15 protein-coding genes are annotated in these 18,261 nt (G+C 72.1%); 7 read left to right on the plus strand and 8 right to left on the minus strand.

The genetic code is table 11. The features are described from left to right. Nucleotides 1-104: 104 nt before the first annotated feature. Nucleotides 105-302, minus strand: a complete 198-nt coding sequence (locus tag FHY05_RS13430; RefSeq protein WP_183944976.1) for a DUF1192 family protein — start codon at nt 300-302, stop codon at nt 105-107. Nucleotides 303-433: 131 nt separating this feature from the next. Here FHY05_RS13430 and FHY05_RS13435 point away from each other — a divergent pair, with 131 nt between their 5' ends. Next, on the plus strand, nt 434-1,435 hold the full coding sequence (locus FHY05_RS13435) for an NAD(P)H-quinone oxidoreductase (RefSeq protein WP_183944977.1): 1,002 nt from the start codon (nt 434-436) through the stop codon (nt 1,433-1,435). 150 nt (nt 1,436-1,585) lie between these two features. Here the strand turns inward: FHY05_RS13435 and FHY05_RS13440 are convergent, their stop codons facing one another. Next, nucleotides 1,586-2,899: an MFS transporter gene (locus tag FHY05_RS13440; protein WP_183944978.1), complete on the minus strand. Its 1,314-nt coding sequence runs from the start codon at nt 2,897-2,899 to the stop codon at nt 1,586-1,588. Nucleotides 2,900-3,077: 178 nt separating this feature from the next. After that, a complete protein-coding gene (locus FHY05_RS13445; protein ID WP_260181553.1) occupies nt 3,078-4,568 on the minus strand; it encodes an alginate export family protein in 1,491 nt (496 codons plus the stop codon). A gap of 182 nt (nt 4,569-4,750) precedes the next feature. Between FHY05_RS13445 and FHY05_RS13450 the strand changes: the two genes are divergently transcribed. The 3 genes from FHY05_RS13450 to FHY05_RS13460 are packed head-to-tail and all read left to right on the plus strand — an operon-like array spanning nt 4,751 to nt 8,773. After that, the gene (locus FHY05_RS13450; RefSeq protein WP_221191194.1) at nt 4,751-6,502 is read left to right on the plus strand and encodes an ATP-binding protein; all 1,752 of its coding nucleotides are present in this window, start codon (nt 4,751-4,753) and stop codon (nt 6,500-6,502) included. Continuing rightward, a complete protein-coding gene (locus FHY05_RS13455; RefSeq protein WP_183944980.1) occupies nt 6,499-7,806 on the plus strand; it encodes a sigma-54 dependent transcriptional regulator in 1,308 nt (435 codons plus the stop codon). The genes FHY05_RS13450 and FHY05_RS13455 overlap by 4 nt, the downstream gene beginning before the upstream one ends. A 10-nt stretch (nt 7,807-7,816) precedes the next feature. Continuing rightward, complete coding sequence (locus tag FHY05_RS13460) at nt 7,817-8,773, plus strand: M48 family metallopeptidase (RefSeq protein WP_183944981.1); 957 nt, start codon at nt 7,817-7,819, stop codon at nt 8,771-8,773. 120 nt (nt 8,774-8,893) lie between these two features. Here the strand turns inward: FHY05_RS13460 and murA are convergent, their stop codons facing one another. Continuing rightward, nucleotides 8,894-10,177 carry a UDP-N-acetylglucosamine 1-carboxyvinyltransferase gene (gene murA, locus FHY05_RS13465; RefSeq protein WP_183944982.1) on the minus strand — a complete coding sequence of 428 codons (1,284 nt, stop codon included), beginning with the start codon at nt 10,175-10,177 and terminating at the stop codon, nt 8,894-8,896. A 138-nt stretch (nt 10,178-10,315) separates the two neighbouring features. Between murA and FHY05_RS13470 the strand changes: the two genes are divergently transcribed. Next, the gene (locus FHY05_RS13470) at nt 10,316-11,056 is read left to right on the plus strand and encodes a Crp/Fnr family transcriptional regulator (protein ID WP_311732478.1); all 741 of its coding nucleotides are present in this window, start codon (nt 10,316-10,318) and stop codon (nt 11,054-11,056) included. Nucleotides 11,057-11,169: 113 nt separating this feature from the next. Here FHY05_RS13470 and pgmG read toward each other — a convergent pair whose 3' ends face one another. The 3 genes from pgmG to FHY05_RS13485 form a co-directional block, all read right to left on the minus strand. Then, the gene (pgmG, locus tag FHY05_RS13475) at nt 11,170-12,546 is read right to left on the minus strand and encodes a phosphoglucomutase/phosphomannomutase PgmG (protein ID WP_183944983.1); all 1,377 of its coding nucleotides are present in this window, start codon (nt 12,544-12,546) and stop codon (nt 11,170-11,172) included. Nucleotides 12,547-12,559: 13 nt separating this feature from the next. Further along, complete coding sequence (locus FHY05_RS13480) at nt 12,560-12,820, minus strand: J domain-containing protein (RefSeq protein WP_183944984.1); 261 nt, start codon at nt 12,818-12,820, stop codon at nt 12,560-12,562. Between the two features lie 295 nt (nt 12,821-13,115). Then, nucleotides 13,116-13,931, minus strand: a complete 816-nt coding sequence (locus FHY05_RS13485; RefSeq protein ID WP_183944985.1) for a division plane positioning ATPase MipZ — start codon at nt 13,929-13,931, stop codon at nt 13,116-13,118. Between the two features lie 95 nt (nt 13,932-14,026). Between FHY05_RS13485 and panC the strand changes: the two genes are divergently transcribed. Continuing rightward, on the plus strand, nt 14,027-14,869 hold the full coding sequence (gene panC, locus FHY05_RS13490) for a pantoate--beta-alanine ligase (protein WP_183944986.1): 843 nt from the start codon (nt 14,027-14,029) through the stop codon (nt 14,867-14,869). A 92-nt stretch (nt 14,870-14,961) separates the two neighbouring features. Beyond that, nucleotides 14,962-15,252: an SEL1-like repeat protein gene (locus FHY05_RS13495; RefSeq protein WP_183944987.1), complete on the plus strand. Its 291-nt coding sequence runs from the start codon at nt 14,962-14,964 to the stop codon at nt 15,250-15,252. Nucleotides 15,253-15,601: 349 nt separating this feature from the next. On the opposite strand, the gene topA is transcribed toward FHY05_RS13495, so the two are convergent. Beyond that, a complete protein-coding gene (gene topA / locus FHY05_RS13500; RefSeq protein WP_183944988.1) occupies nt 15,602-18,187 on the minus strand; it encodes a type I DNA topoisomerase in 2,586 nt (861 codons plus the stop codon). Nucleotides 18,188-18,261: the final 74 nt, after the last annotated feature.

The raw sequence follows: 18,261 nt of genomic DNA on the forward strand, positions 1-18,261 counted from the left end.
GGACACGCGGCCCATCGTCACGAATGTCGTGATTGAGTGGCCCCGCATCAAGCGCTGGCCGTCCGCACCGGGAGCGATCGTTCGCCAGCCCAGTGCGCCAGCGTTCATCGCTTGAATAGCGCGTCCGCGCTTGCGCGATGGTTAACGGCCCCGTCAATTTTGCGGCGGATCCGCGCGATCTCGCCCTCCAGCGCGGCGGCGCGCGCCTCCAGCTCGGCGACGGAGAGCCGGTCGAGATCCTCGCGCAGCAGCGCGGCGAGCGGGTCGTCGCGCTGCGGGCCGAGGATGTCGTCTAGGTCCATGCGCCGATCGTCCTCCCCGAAAAGCGCGAAGTCAAGCCGCGGCGAACCCCGGAACGGGCGCGCGCGTTGACGCCCGCGTCGCGCCGGCCATAAGTCGGGGAAGACGCCAGTACGAAAGGGTTGCCCGAGCGATGACCGACCTGCCCGAGGTGATGCTGGCGATCGATCCCGCGGAGGCCGGCGGCCCGGAGGTGCTGGTCCCCGTGGAGCGCGCGGTGCCGCGGCCGGGCGCGGGCGAGCTGCTGGTGCGAGTCGCCGCGGCGGGGGTGAACCGGCCCGACGTGCTGCAGCGCCAGGGCAACTATCCCCCGCCCGCCGGCGCGCCGAGCGTGCTCGGGCTCGAGCTCGCGGGCGAGGTGGTGGCGCTCGGCGACGGTGTGGAACCGGCGCTGCTGGGGCAGACGGTCTGCGCGCTCGTCGCCGGGGGGGCCTATGCCCAATATGCGCTGGTGCCCGCCGGGCAGGTGCTGCCCGTGCCCGAGGGGTTGCCGCTGGTTGAGGCGGCGGCGCTGCCCGAGACGCTCTACACGGTCTGGACCAACCTGTTCGAGCGCGCCTTCGCGATGGAGGGCGATACCGTGCTGGTGCACGGCGGCACCAGCGGCATCGGCACCATGGCGATCACGCTCTCGAATCTGTTCGGGCTGGAGATCATCGTCACCGTCGGCTCGGACGAGAAGGCCGCGGCGGCGCGGCGGCTCGGCGCCGACCACGCGATCAACTATCGCAGCGAGGATTTCGTCGCGCGCGTGCGCGAGATCACGGAAGGGCGCGGCTGCGCGGCGGTGCTCGACATGGTCGGGGGCGATTACGTGCCGCGCAACCTCCAGTGCCTCGCCGAGGACGGCCGCCACGTCTCGATCGCGGTGCAGCGCGGCGCCAGCGCGACGGTGCCGCTGTTCGAGATCATGCGGCGGCGGCTGACGCTGACCGGCTCGACGCTGCGCGCCCGCGACGCCGCGTTCAAGGCGCTGGTCACCGACGAGATCGCGCGCACGGTGTGGCCCTTCGCTGCGGCGGGCAAGCTCAGGCCGGTGATGGACCGCAGCTTCCCGCTGGCACACGCGGCCGAGGCGCACCGCCGGATGGAGAGCGGCGATCATATCGGCAAGATCGTGCTGACGATGGGGTGAGGAGGATCTGAGATCCACCCCGCTCGCGTGAGGGGGACCGCCGGCGCAGCCGTGGTGGAGGGAGCTCTCCGCGAATGCGCCGGCGCGCTCGGCCCCCCTCCACCACACCCTGCGGGCGCGGTCCCCGTGCCGGGGAGGATCGATACACCCTCAATCCTCGGCGATCAGGCTCGCCTTGCCCGTGTCGCGCATGCGCAGGTACACCAGCAGCGACACGCCGATCATCACCGTGACATACCAGTAGAAGCCCTGCTCCCAGCCGTGCTGCTTGAAGCTCAGCGCGACATATTCCGCCGTGCCGCCGAAGATCGTGTTGGCCAACGCATAGGGCAGCGCGACACCCAGAGCGCGGATGTGCGCGGGGAACAGCTCCGCCTTCACCACCGCGTTGATCGAGGTATAGCCCGTCACGATCACCAGCGCCGCCATCACCAGCAGCCCCGCGACGGTGGCGTCGCGCGTCCGCTCCAGCGCGGAGAAGATCGGATAGGTGAACAGCACACCCGCCACGCCGAACGCGACCATCAGCGGCTTGCGCCCGATCCGGTCGGACAGCCCGCCCGCGACTGGCTGGAGCAGCATGAAGGCGAACAGCGTCACCGCGTTGATCTGGGTCGCGGTCTCTTTGGAGAAGCCCGAGGTGTTGACCAGGAACTTCTGCATGTAGATCGAGTAAGCGTAGAAGGCGAGCGTGCCCCCGGCGGTGAGCAGCATCACCAGCGCGGTCTCGCGCGGGTGGCGGCGCAGCAGCGTGCCGAACCCCGACTTGGGCGCGTCGCTCGCCTTGGCCTTCTCGAAGCTCTGCGTCTCGGCCAGCCCGCGGCGCAGCCAGAACACCACCAGCGCCAGCACCGCGCCGATCGCGAAGGGGATGCGCCAGCCCCAGCTGGTCAGCGCCGCCTCGCTCATCACCGCCTGCAGCACCACCAGCAGCAGAATCGCGAGCAGCTGCCCGGAGATCAGCGTGACGTACTGGAAGGACGAGAAGAAGCCGCGCCGCTCCTTGCCCGCCATCTCGGACAGATAGGTCGCGCTGGCGCCATATTCGCCGCCGACCGACAGCCCCTGCATCAGCCGCGCGAGCACCAGCAGCGCGGGTGCGCCGTAGCCGATCGTCTCGATCCCGGGCGCGCAGGCGATGATCAGCGAGCCGGTGCACATCAGCGTCACCGACAGCGTCAGCCCCGCCTTGCGCCCGCGCCGGTCGGCGTAGATGCCCATGATCCAGGCGCCGATCGGCCGCATCACGAAGCCGACCGCGAACACCGCCGCCGCGCTCAGCAGCTGCGCCGTGGGGTCGTTCTTGGGGAAGAAGTGGCCGACGAAATAGAGTGTGAAGGCGGAATAGACGTACCAGTCGAACCACTCGACGAGGTTGCCGGTCGAGCCGCCGATGATCGACTTGAGCCGGCCGGAAACCGGGGCGGTAGGCGGCGCGGCGGCCATGGCGTCTCTCCTTGTCATCTGTGATCTATTGCGCGTCGGTGCCGGCGCCAATCCTCCCCGCTCGCGGGGAGGGGGACCGCTCGCGAAGCGAGTGGTGGAGGGGGCTCGCCACGAAGCGCGGCGCTTGCGGAAGCCTCCCTCCACCAGCCCGCGGCTGGTCTCCCTCCCCGTGCCGGGGAGGATTCCAGGGCGCCCATCAGAACCGCAGGCTCAGCCACGCCGCGAGGAAGTCGGAGTTCTGGTACCCCGCCCGCTTCAGCGCGTCCTTGGCGATCAGATGCTCGTAGCGCCCGGTGACGTTCACCCGCGGCGTCACCGCCCAGACCGCCTGAAAGCGCATCAGGTCGGCGATCCGCCTCCCCGCCACGTCCTGCGTGCCGGCGAAGGCGGCGCCTGACGCGCGGTACACCGCGTCTCTCTCGGTCGCGCGCCACGCCATCGTGTACTCGCCCGTCACGCGCAGCCGCTTGACGGGGGTGAACGACACATTGGGCGAGACCGACATCAGGTTGGTCGGCGTCAGGAACAGCTGGTAGCTGTAGTAGATATTGTTGCCGTACAGCCCGCTCGCGGTGCGCAGCGTGCCGTCGTCGTAGCTGCCCCCGCCGCTGGCATAATCGAGGTGGACGCCGACGCGCGGCGCGCTCGCCGCCCGGCCCAGCCGGTAGGTCTGCGCCGCGAACGCCTGCCACGCGCGGATCGGCCGATCACCGAAGGTGCCGCGCTGGTGGTTCACCGTCCAGTCGAGCGTCACCGGACCGGCGTCGCCGTAGAGGTGGAGCCCGTAGAACAGGCGCTCCTCGCGCGCGACCGTGCCGTTCGACGTCGCGGCGCGGTTGCGCAACCGCCACACGAAGGGATCGAAGAAGAGCTTCGACCCGCCGAGGAATTCACCCGGCAGCGCATAGCCGAAGGTGACGCCGCTGAAGCGCCGCCCGCCGTCGGTGCGATCGTCGCTCAGGCCCTGCTGGCCATAAGCGACATAGCGCAGGTCGAACACGTCGGCGCGCACGCGCCGGCCGCGCGCATAGGCGCGGACGCCGTCGAGCACGAAGTGGAGCGTGGGATCGTCGCGCACCGAGGTGAGCAGGTTGGGCCCGTCCGAGAACTCCTGCCGCCCGGCGCGCACGCCCACGCTGGCACCGGCGAGCGTGCCATAGACCTCACCGAAGCCCTGCGACAGCGTCAGCGCGTTGCGCAGATTGCCCGCGGGCGTGCCGATGTTGACCCCGTCGACTCGCGCCTTGGCGAGCTCGCCGTAGACCCGCACGTGCTCGCCCAGGTGGAGGTCGGCCCCCGCATAGACTCGCATCCGCTCCTGCCGCTGCGCCTCGCGGTCGCGCAGGTCGGGGTTGGTGGTGGCCTGCACGCGGTAGCGGATCTCGCCCGAGAGCGTGACATAGACCGAGCCGTCCTCGGTCAGCGGCAGATATTTGAGCCGGTCGAGCGGGTCGTCGCGCTTGTCCGGATCGGCCATCGCGCGCCAGTCCTCGGCCCAGCGCGAGACGTTGTACTTGCCCTGCGCGGTGCCCTCGCCGATCCCGGCGGCGGGATATTCCGACGCGATCGGCGTCGCGGGCGCGGCCTTGCCCCCGCCGGGAGGAGCGCCCGCCTGAGCGCCCGCCGGGACCGCGACGAGCAGCGCGGGGGCGAGCAGCGCGCTCGACATCAGTGAACCTCGTACCATGACCTCTCCATGGGCAGGCGGCTCGACCCGGCAAGACGGCGGCCGTCGCTCTCACCGCCATCCTACGCCGCGGCCACCGGGCGCGCGAAAACACGCTCATCCTAGGATTTCCGCGGCTCACGGCGGCGCGAGGCGCGGGTTTCCGCATGGTCTCGGCGGCCCGGATGCGGTATCCCGCACGCGTGTCTTCGCCGCGTCGCCCCGGTCTGCTGCTCGCCGCGCTCGCGGTCGTGCTGCTCGGCGCGCTGTTCTACGTCGCGGCGGCGCATCTCACCCGGCAGCGCGCGCTCGACCGCGTCGGCGACGAGGCGCTGCGCACCGCACGGCAGCAGGCGCGGCTGATCGACAGCGAGCTGGCCAAGTTCCGCCTGCTGCCGATCGTGCTGAGCGAATATGGCGACCTGCGCGACGCGCTGGTGCAGGGCGCCGCCTCGCGCGCGGCGACGCGGCTCGACGACAAGCTCGCCTCGCTGGCGCGGCGCACCGGCGAGCCGGTGATCTACGCGATCGACTTGCGCGGGATGACCGTCTCCGCCTCCAACGCCGCTAGTGCGCAGAGCTTCGTCGGCCACGATTACCGCTTCCGCCCGTATTTTCAGCAGGCGATGCGCGACGGCGCGGCGGAGCATTTCGCGCTCGGCAACGTCAGCGGGCGGCCGGGGCTGTTCATGGCGCGGCGGATCGACGGCGCCGCGGGGCCGCTCGGCGTCGTGGTGGTGAAGGTCGAGTTCGACGCGATCACGCGCGCCTGGGCCAACGATCCCGGCGAGACCCTGCTCGCCGACGAGCGCGGCATCGTGCTCGCCGCGACCGACCCGCGCGCCGCGCTCCGCGTGCTCGCGCCGCTGCCCCCCGCGACGCTCGCCGCGATCCGCCGCACCGGCCAGTTCCTCGACCGCCCGCTCGCGCCGACCGGCTATCGCCTCGCCGGCCGCGACGCCAGCGCGCCCGGCGGCGCGCCGCTGCGCCTCACCGCGGTACCGGCGGCGCACCCCGGCTGGCGGCTGCTCCACCTCGTGCCGGTCGAGCGCGCGCTGCGCGACGCCGCCAACCTCGCGCGGCTCGCCACCGCCACCGCGATGCTGCTGCTGGCGCTGGTCGCGGCGCTGCTGCTGTGGCGCACCAGCCGGATCGCGCGCGCCGCCGCGGACCGCGCCGAGCTCGAGCAGGCGGTGGCGGCGCGCACCGCCGAGCTCAGCGCGGCGATGGCGCGGCGCGAGGACGCCGACCGCCGCTTCCGCGCCGCGCGCGAGGAGCTGGCGCAGGCCAACCGGCTCGCCTCGCTCGGCTCGATCACCGCGGGGCTGGCGCATGAGATCAACCAGCCGGTGGCGACGATCCGCACGCTCGCCGAGAACGCGCGCCATCATCTCGCGCAGCAGCGCACCGAGCGGGTGGCCGCCAGCCTCGACAGCGCGGTGGCGCTGACCGAGCGGATCGGCACGATCACGCAGGAGATGCGCCGCTTCGCCCGCCGCGGCAGCGGCACCGCCGGGCCGATCGCGCTCGACGACGTGGTCGACGGCACGCGGCTGCTGGTGGGCGACCGGCTGCGCGCCGCGCGCGTCGCGCTCGACTGGCCCGCGCCGGGGCAGCCGAGCGTGTTCGCCGGGCGCGTGCGGCTGGAGCAGGTGCTGGTCAACCTGATCAACAACGCGGTCGACGCGCTCGCCGGGCGCGCCGACCCGCGCGTGGCGCTCACCGTGACGACGAGGGAGGAATGGGTGGAGCTGACCGTGGCGGACAACGGGCCCGGGATCGACCCGGCGCTGGGCGACGAGGTGTTCAGCCCCTTCGTCACGGGGCGACCCGACGGGCTCGGACTCGGGCTCGGCATCGCGCGCGACATCATCGCGCAGTTCGACGGCTCACTGCGGATCGTGCCCTCCCCGCTCGGCGGCGCGGCGTTCCGTGCGACGGTGCGGCGCGCATGAGCGCGGCGCCGCTCCGCGTCGTGCTGATCGACGACGACGAGGGCCTGCGTACCGCGCTCGTCGATTCCTTCGCGATCGCCGGCATCGAGGTGGAACCGCACGGCGACGCGCGCGCCGCGCTGGCGCAGCTCGACGCTCATTTCCCCGGCATCGTCGTCAGCGACATCCGCATGCCCAAAATGGACGGCCACGCCCTGTTCGAGGCGGTGGCGGCGCGCGACCCCGAGCTGCCGGTGATCCTGATGACCGGCCACGGCGACATCGCGATGGCGGTGGCGGCGCTCAAACAGGGCGCGTTCGACTTCATCGCCAAGCCGTTCGCCGCCGACCACCTGATCGCCAGCGCGCGCCGCGCGCTCGAGATGCGCCGGCTGGTGCTGGAGAACCGCCGGCTGCGCGTCGCCGCGGCCGAGGCCGAGACGCACTATCCGCTGATCGGTGAGACCCCGGCGATGGTGCGGCTGCGCGACACGATCCGCCAGCTCGCGGACGTCGACGTCGACGTGCTGATCGAGGGCGAGACCGGGACGGGCAAGGAGCTGGTCGCGCTGCTGCTGCACCGCTGGAGCCACCGCCGCGCGCGCCAGTTCGTCGCGGTCGACTGCGCCGCGCTGCCCGACGCGGTGGCGGACGAGGCGCTGTTCGGCAGCCGCGCCCAGCCCGGCCGTGTCGCCGACGCCGACCGCGGCACGCTCTTCCTCGACGAGATCGACAGCATGTCGCCCGCGCTCCAGGGCAAGCTGCTCCGCGTGGTCGAGGAGCGCGAGCTGCCCCAGCCCGGCGGCGCGCCGCGCGTCGTCAACCTGCGCGTGGTCGCCGCGGCCAAGACCGACCTGGCCGCCGCGGTCGCGGAGGGCCGCTTCCGCGCCGACCTGCTCTACCGGCTCGAGACGGTGCGGCTGCGCATCCCGCCGCTGCGCGAGCGCCGCGCCGACGTGCCGCTGCTGTTCGCCTATTTCCTCGGCGAGGCGGCGGAGCGGTTCGGGCGCGAGCGGCCCAACATCGATCCCGCGGTGGAGGCGCGGCTCGTCGCCGACGACTGGACCGGCAACGTCCGCGAGCTGCGCAACTATGCCACGCGCGTCGTGCTCGGGGTGGCGGAGGGGACGCCGAGCGCGGCCGACCAGCTGCCGCTCGCCGAGCGCGTCGACCGGTTCGAGGCGGCGACGATCCGCGCCGCGCTCGACCGCGTGCGCGGCGACGTCGGCGCCGCCGCCGCCGAGCTTCAGCTGCCGCGCCGCAGCCTCTATGACCGCCTCCAGCGCCACGGCATCGAGCCCGCGGCGTTCCGCCAGCGCGAGTGATCCTGCCCCGATGCGTCTCCTGTTCCTGTTCGCTTCTCTTCTCCCCGCGGCGCTGCTCGCCGCCGTTCCCGCCGCGGCCGAGCCGACATTGCTCGAGGTCGACCAACGGCTCGCGGCGATCGCGTGGCGGCTGACGACGGCCAACGCGCCACTGTGCCGCGACCAGCAGCCGGTGATCGGCGCCACGCTCCACGCCGCCGACCAATACCCACCCGCGCTGCGTACCGCCTTCGCCGCGCCGGTCACGGTCGAGCTGGTGGTGCGGGGCGCCCCGGCGGCGGCGGCGGGGGTGACGGCGGACGACGGGCTGATCGCGGTCGACGGCGCGGCGGTCGCGCCCCCGGCCGGCGGTGACTCGACGACGAGCGTGACCCGCGACGCGGCGCAGGCGCTGATCGCCTCGCACCCGCCGACGGCACCGCTCGCACTGACGCTCCGCCGCGCCGGCGCCGACCGCTCGGTAACCGTGCAGCCGCGCGCGGGCTGCCGCGTCGAGTTCGAGGTGCTCGCGGGCGACAAGCTCGGCGCCTCGTCCGACGGCCGCGTGGTGCAGGTCGCGGGACGATTGTTCGAGCTGTTCGGCGACGACCAGGTCGCGGTGGTGGTCGCGCACGAGCTGGCGCACGCCATCCTGCGCCACCGCGCGCGGCTGGAGGCGGCCGGCGTGACATGGGGGCTGTTCGCCGAACTGGGTCGCAACGGCCGGCTGTTCCGCCAGACCGAGACCGAGGCCGATCTGCTCGGCGCCTATCTGCTCCGCAACGCGGGCTGGGACGCGCAGCTGGCGGTGCGGTTCTGGCGCGAGGAGGGCGGCAAGATCGACGGCGGCTTCTTCCGCAGCCGCACTCACCCTTCCGCCAAGGCGCGCGCCGACGCGATCGCGGCCGAGTTGGCGACGATGCCGGCGGACGCGCCGCTGCCCTATGCGCCGCCGCTGCTGGCGAAGCGCGACGCGCCGCTGGGGTGAGGGACGGCGCAGGGCGCGCCGGAGATAGCGCAGCGCGACATGCATGAGGCCGTTGCTACCCTCCCCACCCGATGCGATGCGGGGGTGCAGCTCAGGCAGTTGAACCGCGCCGAGGCGCGGTCATCCCCCTGAGTCGCGCTCGATGTCCGCGCCGACCGCCGACAGCTTCTCCTCCAGCCGCTCATAGCCGCGGTCGAGGTGGTAGACGCGCGCGACGCTGGTCTCGCCCTCCGCCACCAGCCCCGCGATGATCAGGCTCATCGAGGCGCGCAGGTCGGTGGCCATCACCGGCGCGCCGACCAGGCGATCGACGCCCTTCACCACGGCGGTGCGGCCGTGCACCTGGATGTCCGCTCCCATCCGCGCCAGCTCGGGCACGTGCATGTAGCGGTTCTCGAAGATCGTCTCGGTCAGCACGCTGGCGCCCTCGGCCTTGCACAGCATCGCCATGAACTGCGCCTGCATGTCCGTGGCGAACCCCGGGTAGGGCGCGGTGGAGAGCGTCAGCGGCGCCAGCTTGCCCTCGCTCGTCACCACGATCGAGTCGCGCCGCTCCTCGATCCCCACGCCCGCCGCGCGCAGCGCCTCCAGCGTCGCTCCCATGTCGGCGGCGTCGACGTTGGCGAGCTCGACCGTGCCGCCCGCCACCGCCGCGGCGCAGGCGTAGCTGCCCGCCTCGATCCGGTCGGGCATCACGCCATAGGTCGCGCCGTGCAGCTCGGCCACGCCCTCGATCTCGAGCGTCTCGGTGCCGATCCCCTCGATCCGCGCGCCCATCGCGACGAGGCAGCGGCACAGGTCGACGATCTCGGGCTCGCGCGCGGCATTCTCGATGCGGCTGCTGCCCCGCGCGGTGACCGCCGCCATCAGCACGTTCTCGGTCGCGCCCACCGAGACGATCGGGAAGGTGTAGCGCCCGCCGCTCAGCCGCCCGCCGGGGGATGTCGCGGTGACATAGCCCGCGCTCATCTCCAGCTCGGCGCCGATCGCCTGCAGCGCCTTGAGGTGGAGATCGATCGGCCGGTTGCCGATGGCGCAGCCGCCCGGCAGCGACACCCGCGCCTGCCCCGCGCGCGCCAGGATGGGCCCGAGCACCAGGATCGAGGCGCGCATCTTGCGCACGATGTCATAGGGCGCCTCGGTCGAGGTGAGCTGGCCGGCGCGGATCGTCATCACGCGGCCGAAATCCTCCGGCCGACTGCCCTCGATCGTGGTCGAGGCGCCGAGCTGGTTGAGCAGGTGGCCGAAGCCGTCGACGTCGGCGAGCCGCGGCAGGTTGCGCAGCGTCACCGGCTCGTCGGTGAGCAGCGCGCAGGGCATCAGCGTCAGCGCGGCGTTCTTGGCGCCGGAGATGGGGAGACGACCGTTCAGGCGGTTACCGCCGCGGATGAGAATGCGATCCATCGCGCCGCTCTATCGAAGCCCCGGGCGGTCGCCAAGGATGAGCGAACATGGTGACCCCCGCGTGCGCTTGATCGGTTTTAATGCACGTTGGTCGATCCCCCGCGTAACGAACGCACAGATCAAGGGGATATCCACCGGGTGCCAGCGCGTAGCCTCGCCGACAGGATCGGCGACATGATTGTCCTCACCGCGCCCGAACGCGCGGCGCTCGATCAGCTGGGCGAGCGCGAGCGCACCGTCCGCAAGGGCATGACGCTGGTCCGCGAGAATGAACGCGCCACCGAGCTGTTCGCGCTGAAGAGCGGCATGCTGATCGCTTATGTCCTGCTCGACGACGGCAGCCGGCAGATCCTGCGTTTCATCTTCCCCGGCGACCTCGCCGGCATGGCGGTGATCGCCTTCGGCAAGGCACCGCACGCGCTGCTGGCGCTCGCCGACAGCGTGGTGGTGCCGATCGACCGCGCGCAGGTGGCCGATATCGTCTTCCGCTTCCCGCGCGTCGCGCTCGCGCTCGCCGCGCTCGAACAGGTCGAGCGCGCGACGCTGACCGATCGGCTCGCCGGCCTCGGCCGCCTCTCCGCCAAGGCGCGCGTCGCCGCGGTCCTGCTCGACCTGCGCGATCGTATCCGTCGGCAGGACGACAGCACCGGCGACACCTTCATGCTGGGGCTGACGCAGGAGGAGATCGGCGACGCCACCGGCCTCACCGCGGTGCACGTCAACCGCATGCTGCGCCAGCTCGAGGACCAGGGGCTGATCGCGCGCTCGGGCGGGCGGGTCACGTTGCTCGACGAGGCGCGGCTGACGCGCAGCGCCAACCACGTCGACCGCCTCGCCGCGGTCGACCTGAGCTGGCTGCCCGGGCCGAGCGAGGGGTAGCGCGGCGACAGCGGCGCTCGCTCGCCTCCGCGTCGCCGTTATCCTGAACGCGTCTCAGCATCCGCCGCGCCGCGCGACCGGCGGCCGTGGCGTCATGCTCGCTGCGCGCCGCGCTACCGCCGCACCCCGCTCGCCGCCAGCTCCGCGTCGATCGCCGCCACCAGCGGCGCCAGCCCCGCCGCGTCGCGCGCCTCGGCGCGCAGCGTCAGCGCGGCCTGGGTGTTGGACGCGCGCAGCAGCCACCAGCCCTCGTCGGTCGACACGCGCACCCCGTCGGTGCGGTTGACCCGCGCGCCCGCGGCGTCGAGCCGCGCCGCCACCTCCGCCACCACCGCGAGCTTGCGCGCCTCGTCGACCGGCACGCGCCACTCGGGCGTGGTGCAGCGCGGCGGCAGCGCGGCGCGCAGCTCCGCGAGCGGCTCGCCCGAGCGCCGCACCGCGCGCAGCAGCCGCACCGCCGCGTACAGCGCGTCGTCGAAGCCGTAATAACCGTGCGCGAAGAAGATATGGCCCGACAGCTCGCCCGCGAGCGGCGCGCCCACCTCCTTCATCTTCGACTTCATCTCGCTGTGACCGGTGCGCCACATCAGCGCCTTGCCGCCCAGCGCCGCGATCCGGTCGAACAGCGCGTCGCTCGATTTCACGTCGGCGACGATGGTCGCGCCGGGCAGCTCCTCGAGCAAGGGCGCGGCGAGCAGCGCCAGGATCTCGTCGCCCCACAGCACGCGCCCGTCGGCGTCGACCGCGCCGATGCGGTCGCCGTCGCCGTCGAAGGCGACACCCAGGTCGAGCTGCTCGCGCGCGACCAGGGCCTTGAGGTCGGCGAGATTGGCCTCGACGGTCGGGTCGGGATGATGGTTCGGGAAGCGACCGTCGACGTCGCAGAACAGCAGGTGATGCTCGCCGGGCAGGTGCGCGGTGAGCGCGCGCACCACCTCGCCCGCGGCGCCGTTGCCCGCGTCCCATCCCACGCGGAGCGGCCGCCCCTGCTCGCGCTCGGGGTCACCCGCGAGGAGTCGCTCGACGTAGTCGGCGCGAACGTCGCGCTCGCTCACCATACCCTGACCGCTGGTCCAGTCCGCCGCTGCGGCGAGGCGCGCGAGATCGGTGATGTCGTCGCCGAAGAAGCTGTCGCCGCGGAGCACCAGCTTGAAGCCGTTGTCGTCGCGCGGGTTGTGGCTGCCGGTCACCTGCACCCCGCCATCGACCCCGAGCGTCGCGGCGGCGTAATAGAGCATCGGCGACGGCCCCAGCCCGACGCGCACCACGTCGACCCCGCCCTCGCTCAGCCCGCGCACCAGCGCCGCCTCGAGCGCGGGCGAGTGGACGCGCCCGTCATAGCCGACCGCGACGCGCGAGCCGCCCGCGCGCCGCAGCCGCGTCGCGAAGCTTCGCCCGACGGCATAGGCGTCCGCCTCGGACAGGTTGGTGCCGACGGTGCCGCGCACGTCATATTCGCGCAGGATCACGGGATCGAAGCGATGGCTCATGCCGGCGATCCGGTCAGTCGCGGCGCAGGCGTGCGAGCAGCGCGTCGCGCGCGGCATTGGCCTGGCGCGCGCGCTCGGGCGAGCCGCCGCGATCGGGATGGATCTCCGAGATGAGGCGGCGGTGCGCGGCACGGATCGCCGCCTCGTCGGCGTCGTGGGTCACGCCGAGCAACGCCCGCGCCTCGGCGAGCGGCGAGCGCGGCCGCCTCGGCGCGGGGCGGAGGAAGCGCCAGACCGCGTAGACGATCGCGAGAAGGAGGAGCCACTTCAGCATAAGTGATGGTCGCGGCAAGAGGGCGTGACGATGGCGTGGGCTGGTGCAACCCCGCCCCGCCCGCCGGCGTCATCCTGAGCTCGTTGCAGCATCCACCTTCCCGCATGGACCGCGGCCGCCGGGTCCGCGGTACGGTGGATCTCCAGCCGCGTTCGGGATGACGGCAGGTAAGTGGAGGGGGCATCCGCCTCACCCGCTGCGTGCTTCCGCGTACGCGGTGCCTTGGGGTGGTGCGGCGCAGCGCCGAGGTCGCTGGTTTCCTGCCCACCCAGACGCACGGTCTCTCCCAGCACCCTCACGCGAACAGCGGCATCGTCGACTCGGGCAGCGCCAGCGCCGCCATCATCTCGCGCAGCTCCTGGCGCGCGGCGACGTGGCTCAGCCCCATCCCGCCGAACGCCTTGGCGTCGAGCAGCGTGAGCCCCTTGGGGAAGAGCTCGCGGTAGATCACGCGCTCGCCCAAACCGGGAATGATACGGAAGCCGACGCGTCGGGCGAGCTGGTCGAGCGCGTCCGACACCCGGCGCATGTTGCGCGCCTCCAGATATTGCAGGCGGTTGCGCAGCACGACCCAGTCGATCGTGGTGCCGTCCTCGCGCGCGCGCGCCTTGCGCGCGTCCCAGATCAGCTCGGAGTAGAAGCTCGGCCGCGTGACCTTGTAGGTCTCGGGATCGACCTGGCCGATCAGGTCGAAGTCGACGAAACTGTCGTTCATCGGCGTCACCAGCGTGTTCGACAGCGCCGCCGCCAGCCGCGCCGCAGGATCGTCGCGCCCCGGCGTGTCGATCACCAGGAAGTCATAGCCGTCGGTGAAGCGCTGGTAGAGCTCGGCGAAGATCCCGTCGGCGCGACCGTCGCCGGTCGCGTGGTCGGGCAGCGGCAGGTCGATCGCGGAGCGCTTCACCGTCGACTCGCGGTTCTCCAGGTAGCGGCCGAGCGTGCGCTGGCGATGGTCGAGGTCGATGCAGGCGACGCGCGCGCCCTTCGCCGCGAGCGCGATCGCGACATGCACCGCCGTGGTGCTCTTGCCCGTCCCGCCCTTCTCGTTGGCGAAGACGATGACGTGCGTGCGCCCGCCCGGCGCCCCCGCGCCCGGGCTCTCGTCGTGCACGCCTGCAACGGTATCGGACAATTCGTCGCATCCCTGATTGATCGCGGTTCGTCGCGACCATAGAACCCGACGCCGCGAGTTTCGAGGGGTAACGGGTGGAGATATATCGGGAGCTCGCCGGGCTTCGCGCGGCGCTGGAGGCGGCGCGCGCGAGCGGCCGCGAGGTGGCGCTGGTGCCGACCATGGGGGCACTGCACGCCGGCCATATCGCGCTGGTCGAGGCGGCGCGGCGGCCGGGCACGACGGTGGTGGCGTCGATCTTCGTCAACCCGCGCCAGTTCGGCGCGGGCGAGGACCTGTCGCGCTACCCGCGCAAGGAGACCAGCGACATCGCCATGCTGAGCGAGGCCGGCTGCGACCTGCTGTGGCTGCCGCCGGTGGAGCAGATGTACCCGGACGGCTTCGCCACCGCGGTGTCGGTGAGCGGGGTGAGCGAGGGACTCGACGGCGCCTCCCGGCCGGGCCATTTCGACGGCGTCGCCACCGTCGTGGCCAAGCTGTTCAACCAGGTGCGCCCGACCCGCGCCTATTTCGGCGAGAAGGACTTCCAGCAGCTCGCGGTGGTGCGGCGGATGGTGGCGGACCTCGACTTCGACATCGAGATCACCGGCGTGCCGACCCAGCGCGAGGACGACGGGCTCGCGCTGTCGTCGCGCAACGTCTACCTCTCGCCCGAGGAGCGGCAGAAAGCGGTGGCGCTGCCGCGCGCGCTGGGGGTCGCCGCGCGCGCGATCCGCGGCGGCGGCGAGTCGGCCAAGGCACTCGACGATGCCAGCGCGGCGCTGACCGCGGCCGGCTTCGAGGTCGATTACGTCGCGCTGGTCGACGCCGAGACCCTCTCGCCGGAGCCGGCGCCGGGAAGACGGCGGCAGCTGCTCGCGGCGGCGCGGCTCGGCAACACGCGGCTGATCGACAATCTCGCGGTCGACCTCGGCTGAGTTCGACCGAAGTCGCATTAACCCATTAACCAATTAGAGACTCGAATCAGCGAGAACACTCCTCATTCCAAGGATTAGAGGGGTAATCCGAGATGCCAACCGATTTCGAAGGCGCGCTGCTCGCCCGCCGTACCGCCGAGGCGACCCGCGGTAATGAAGACGCTGCCTATGACCTGGGCGTGGCCTATTCGACCGGCACCGCCGGCGCGACGCTCGATCTGATCGAGGCGCACAAATGGTTCAACCTCGCCGCCGCGCGCGGCCACGCGGCGGCCGCCGCGGCGCGCGCCGAGGTGGCCGAGGACATGACCGCGCGCGAGATCGCGACCGCGCAGCGCGCAGCGCGCGACGTGCTCGCGCTGGGCACCCGCCGCGCCGCCTGAGCCACGCTGCCCCCCCTGCGCCCGGTCGATGACGGCGCTGTTGAGTGCGGTGGGTAGAAGGCCAGAGACGCTTGCGCCCTGCCCTATTCCGTCGTCCTGAGCGTGTCTCGGGATTCACTGTGCCGCTTACTCAGCGGCGGGTGGAAAGGCGGACGGGTGGATCCTGAAACGAGTTCAGGATGACGGCTGCGGCTGTGCGCGCAACGCATCCTGCCACCCGATCCAGCGCGATTGAGCCGCTCGCGTGCCCCTGCGCACGCAGGAGCCCAGAGTCACGAAGACTATCCCTGCGGCTCTGGGCTCCGGCGTTCGCCGGAGCACGGCTCACCCGCGATGGAGACGGCTGGCGCTACTTCTTCGCGGCAGCCTTCTTCGCGGGCGCTTTCTTGGCCGCCGCCTTTTTGGCCGGCGCCTTCGCGGCCCCCGCCTCCTTCGCCGCGGTCGCCTTCTTCGCCGGCGCCTTCTTCTTGACCGGCTTCTTCGCCGGCGCCGCGGCGGCGCGATCGTCGATGAGTTGCGCCGCCTCCTCCAGCGTCAGCTGATCGGGCGCGATCGTCTTGGGCAAGGTCGCGTTGGTGGTGCCGTCGGTCACGTACGGCCCGTAGCGCCCTTCCATCAGCCGCAGCTCGGCCTCGGTCCGCGGGTGCGCGCCCAGCACCTTGAGCGGCGCGCGCGCGGCGCCGCGCTGCGGCCGCCCACCGCCCGCCGCCGCCTCGGCGAGCTTCACCACCGCGGCGTTCATGCCGGTCTCGAACACCTCGGCGGTCGACTGCAGCCGCGCGTATTTGCCCTCGTGCACCAGATAGGGGCCGTAGCGCCCGATGCTGGCGGCGATGTCCTTGCCCGTCTCGGGATGCTGGCCGATCACGCGCGGCAGGTGGAGCAGCTTGAGCGCCATCTCCAGGTCGAGCTCGCCGATGTCCTTGGGGATCGAGGCGCGCTTGGCGTCCTTGCCGTCGCCGAGCTGGATGTACGGGCCGAACCGCCCCGATTTGCGCTCTACCGGCAGCCCGGTCTCGGGATCGTGGCCGAGCTGCTCGGGCGTGGCGTCCTCGGTCGCCTCGCCGCCCTGCGCGAAGCGGCGCGTGAACTTGCACTCGGGATAGTTGCTGCACGCGATGAAGGCACCGAACTTGCCGCCGCGCAGCGCCAGGCTGCCGACATGGCACGCCGGGCACAGCCGCGGGTCGGTGCCGTCGGCCTTGTCGGGGAAGAGATAGGGCGCGAGGAACTGGTCGAGCTGCGCGGTGACCTCGCTGGGCTTCTGCTCCATCACCTCGGCGGTGCGCGGCTTGAAGTCGCGCCAGAACGCCTCGAGCACCGCCTGCCACTGCGCGCGCCCGCCCGAGACGTCGTCGAGCTCCTCCTCGAGCCCGGCGGTGTAATCGTAACCGACGTAGCGCTCGAAGAAGCGCTCGAGGAAGGCGGTCACCAGCCGGCCGCTCTCCTCGGCGAAGAAGCGATTCTTCTCGACGCGGACATAGGCGCGGTCCTTCAGCGTCTTGATGATCGAGGCATAGGTCGACGGCCGGCCGATCCCCAGCTCCTCCATCCGCTTGACCAGCGACGCCTCGGAGAAGCGCGGCGGCGGCTGGGTGAAATGCTGCTCGGCCTCGACACCCTTCTTGGCGGGCGAGTCGCCCTCGCGCAGCCGCGGCAGGCGCCTGGCGTCCTCGTCCTGGCTGTCGTCCTGCCCTTCCTCGTAGAGCGCGAGATAGCCGGGGAAGAGCACCACCTGCCCGGTCGCGCGCAGCACGTGGCGGCCGGTGCCGTCGGCCAGCTCCACCGTCGTGCGCTCCATCCGCGCCGAGGCCATCTGGCTCGCGAGCGCGCGCTTCCACACCAGCTCGTACAGCCGGGCGTGGTCGCCCGAGCCGACGCGGTCGCGCGAGAAATCGGTCGGGCGGATCGCCTCGTGCGCTTCCTGCGCGTTCTTCGCCTTGGTCTGGTACATCCGCGGCTTGTCGGGGACGTAGCCGCCGTCGTAGCGCTGCGCGATCGCGGCGCGCGCGGCGGAGATGGCGCTGCCGTCCATCTGCACGCCGTCGGTCCGCATATAGGTGATCGCGCCGTCCTCGTAGAGCTGCTGCGCGATCCGCATCGTATGGTCGGCGGAGAAGCCGAGCTTGCGCGCCGCCTCCTGCTGCAGCGTCGAGGTGGTGAAGGGCGGCGGCGGGTTGCGCGTCGCGGGCTTGGTCTCGACCGACTCGACCGCGAACCGTCCCGCCTCGACGTCGGCCTTGGCGCGCAGCGCGTCGCCCTCGTTGCCGATCGAGAGCCGGTCGAGCTTTCGGCCCTCCCATTGCACCAGCCGCGCGACGAAGGGCGTGCCGTCGTGCTCGAGGTTCGCCGTGACCGACCAATATTCCTGCGCGCGGAACGCCTCGATCTCGCGCTCGCGCGAGACGATCAGCCGCAGCGCCACCGACTGCACGCGCCCCGCCGACTTGGCGCCGGGCAGCTTGCGCCACAGCACCGGCGAGAGCGTGAAGCCGACGAGATAGTCGAGCGCGCGGCGCGCGCGATAGGCGTCGATCAGGTCGGTATCGAGCTGGCGCGGATTGGCCATCGCCTGCGTCACCGCCGGCTTGGTGATAGCGTTGAAGGTGACTCGCTGGACGTCCCTGGGCAGCGCCTTGCGCTTGGCCAGCACCTCCTGGACGTGCCACGAGATCGCCTCGCCCTCGCGATCGGGGTCGGTGGCGAGGATCAGCCGGTCGGCACCCTTGGCGAGATCGGCGATCGCCTTGAGCTGCTTGGCCTTGTCCGCGTAATTCTCCCATTCCATCGCGAACCCCTCGTCGGGGTTCACCGACCCGTCACGCGGCGGCAGGTCGCGGATATGGCCGTAGCTCGCGAGCACGCGATAGTCGGAGCCCAGATACTTTTCGATGGTCTTCGCCTTGGCGGGCGATTCGACGATGACGAGCTGCATAAGCGGTCGGTAGCGGTCCTTACGTGTACGCGCGAGGGTGGGTGGCCGGAGCGGGCACGTCAAGCGAGGGTAAT

This window comes from Sphingomonas sp. BK580 (assembly GCF_014194975.1).
GTDB lineage: Bacteria > Pseudomonadota > Alphaproteobacteria > Sphingomonadales > Sphingomonadaceae > Sphingomonas.

Bases quoted from the DNA above. Each gene is read 5' to 3' on its own strand.
- FHY05_RS13430 (WP_183944976.1), bottom strand. From the start codon at position 302: ATGGACCTAGACGACATCCTCGGCCCGCAGCGCGACGACCCGCTCGCC.
- FHY05_RS13435 (WP_183944977.1), top strand. From the start codon at position 434: ATGACCGACCTGCCCGAGGTGATGCTGGCGATCGATCCCGCGGAGGCC.
- FHY05_RS13440 (WP_183944978.1), bottom strand. From the start codon at position 2,899: ATGACAAGGAGAGACGCCATGGCCGCCGCGCCGCCTACCGCCCCGGTT.
- FHY05_RS13445 (WP_260181553.1), bottom strand. From the start codon at position 4,568: ATGGTACGAGGTTCACTGATGTCGAGCGCGCTGCTCGCCCCCGCGCTG.
- FHY05_RS13455 (WP_183944980.1), top strand. From the start codon at position 6,499: ATGAGCGCGGCGCCGCTCCGCGTCGTGCTGATCGACGACGACGAGGGC.
- FHY05_RS13460 (WP_183944981.1), top strand. From the start codon at position 7,817: ATGCGTCTCCTGTTCCTGTTCGCTTCTCTTCTCCCCGCGGCGCTGCTC.
- murA (WP_183944982.1), bottom strand. From the start codon at position 10,177: ATGGATCGCATTCTCATCCGCGGCGGTAACCGCCTGAACGGTCGTCTC.
- pgmG (WP_183944983.1), bottom strand. From the start codon at position 12,546: ATGAGCCATCGCTTCGATCCCGTGATCCTGCGCGAATATGACGTGCGC.
- FHY05_RS13480 (WP_183944984.1), bottom strand. From the start codon at position 12,820: ATGCTGAAGTGGCTCCTCCTTCTCGCGATCGTCTACGCGGTCTGGCGC.
- FHY05_RS13495 (WP_183944987.1), top strand. From the start codon at position 14,962: ATGCCAACCGATTTCGAAGGCGCGCTGCTCGCCCGCCGTACCGCCGAG.
- topA (WP_183944988.1), bottom strand. From the start codon at position 18,187: ATGCAGCTCGTCATCGTCGAATCGCCCGCCAAGGCGAAGACCATCGAA.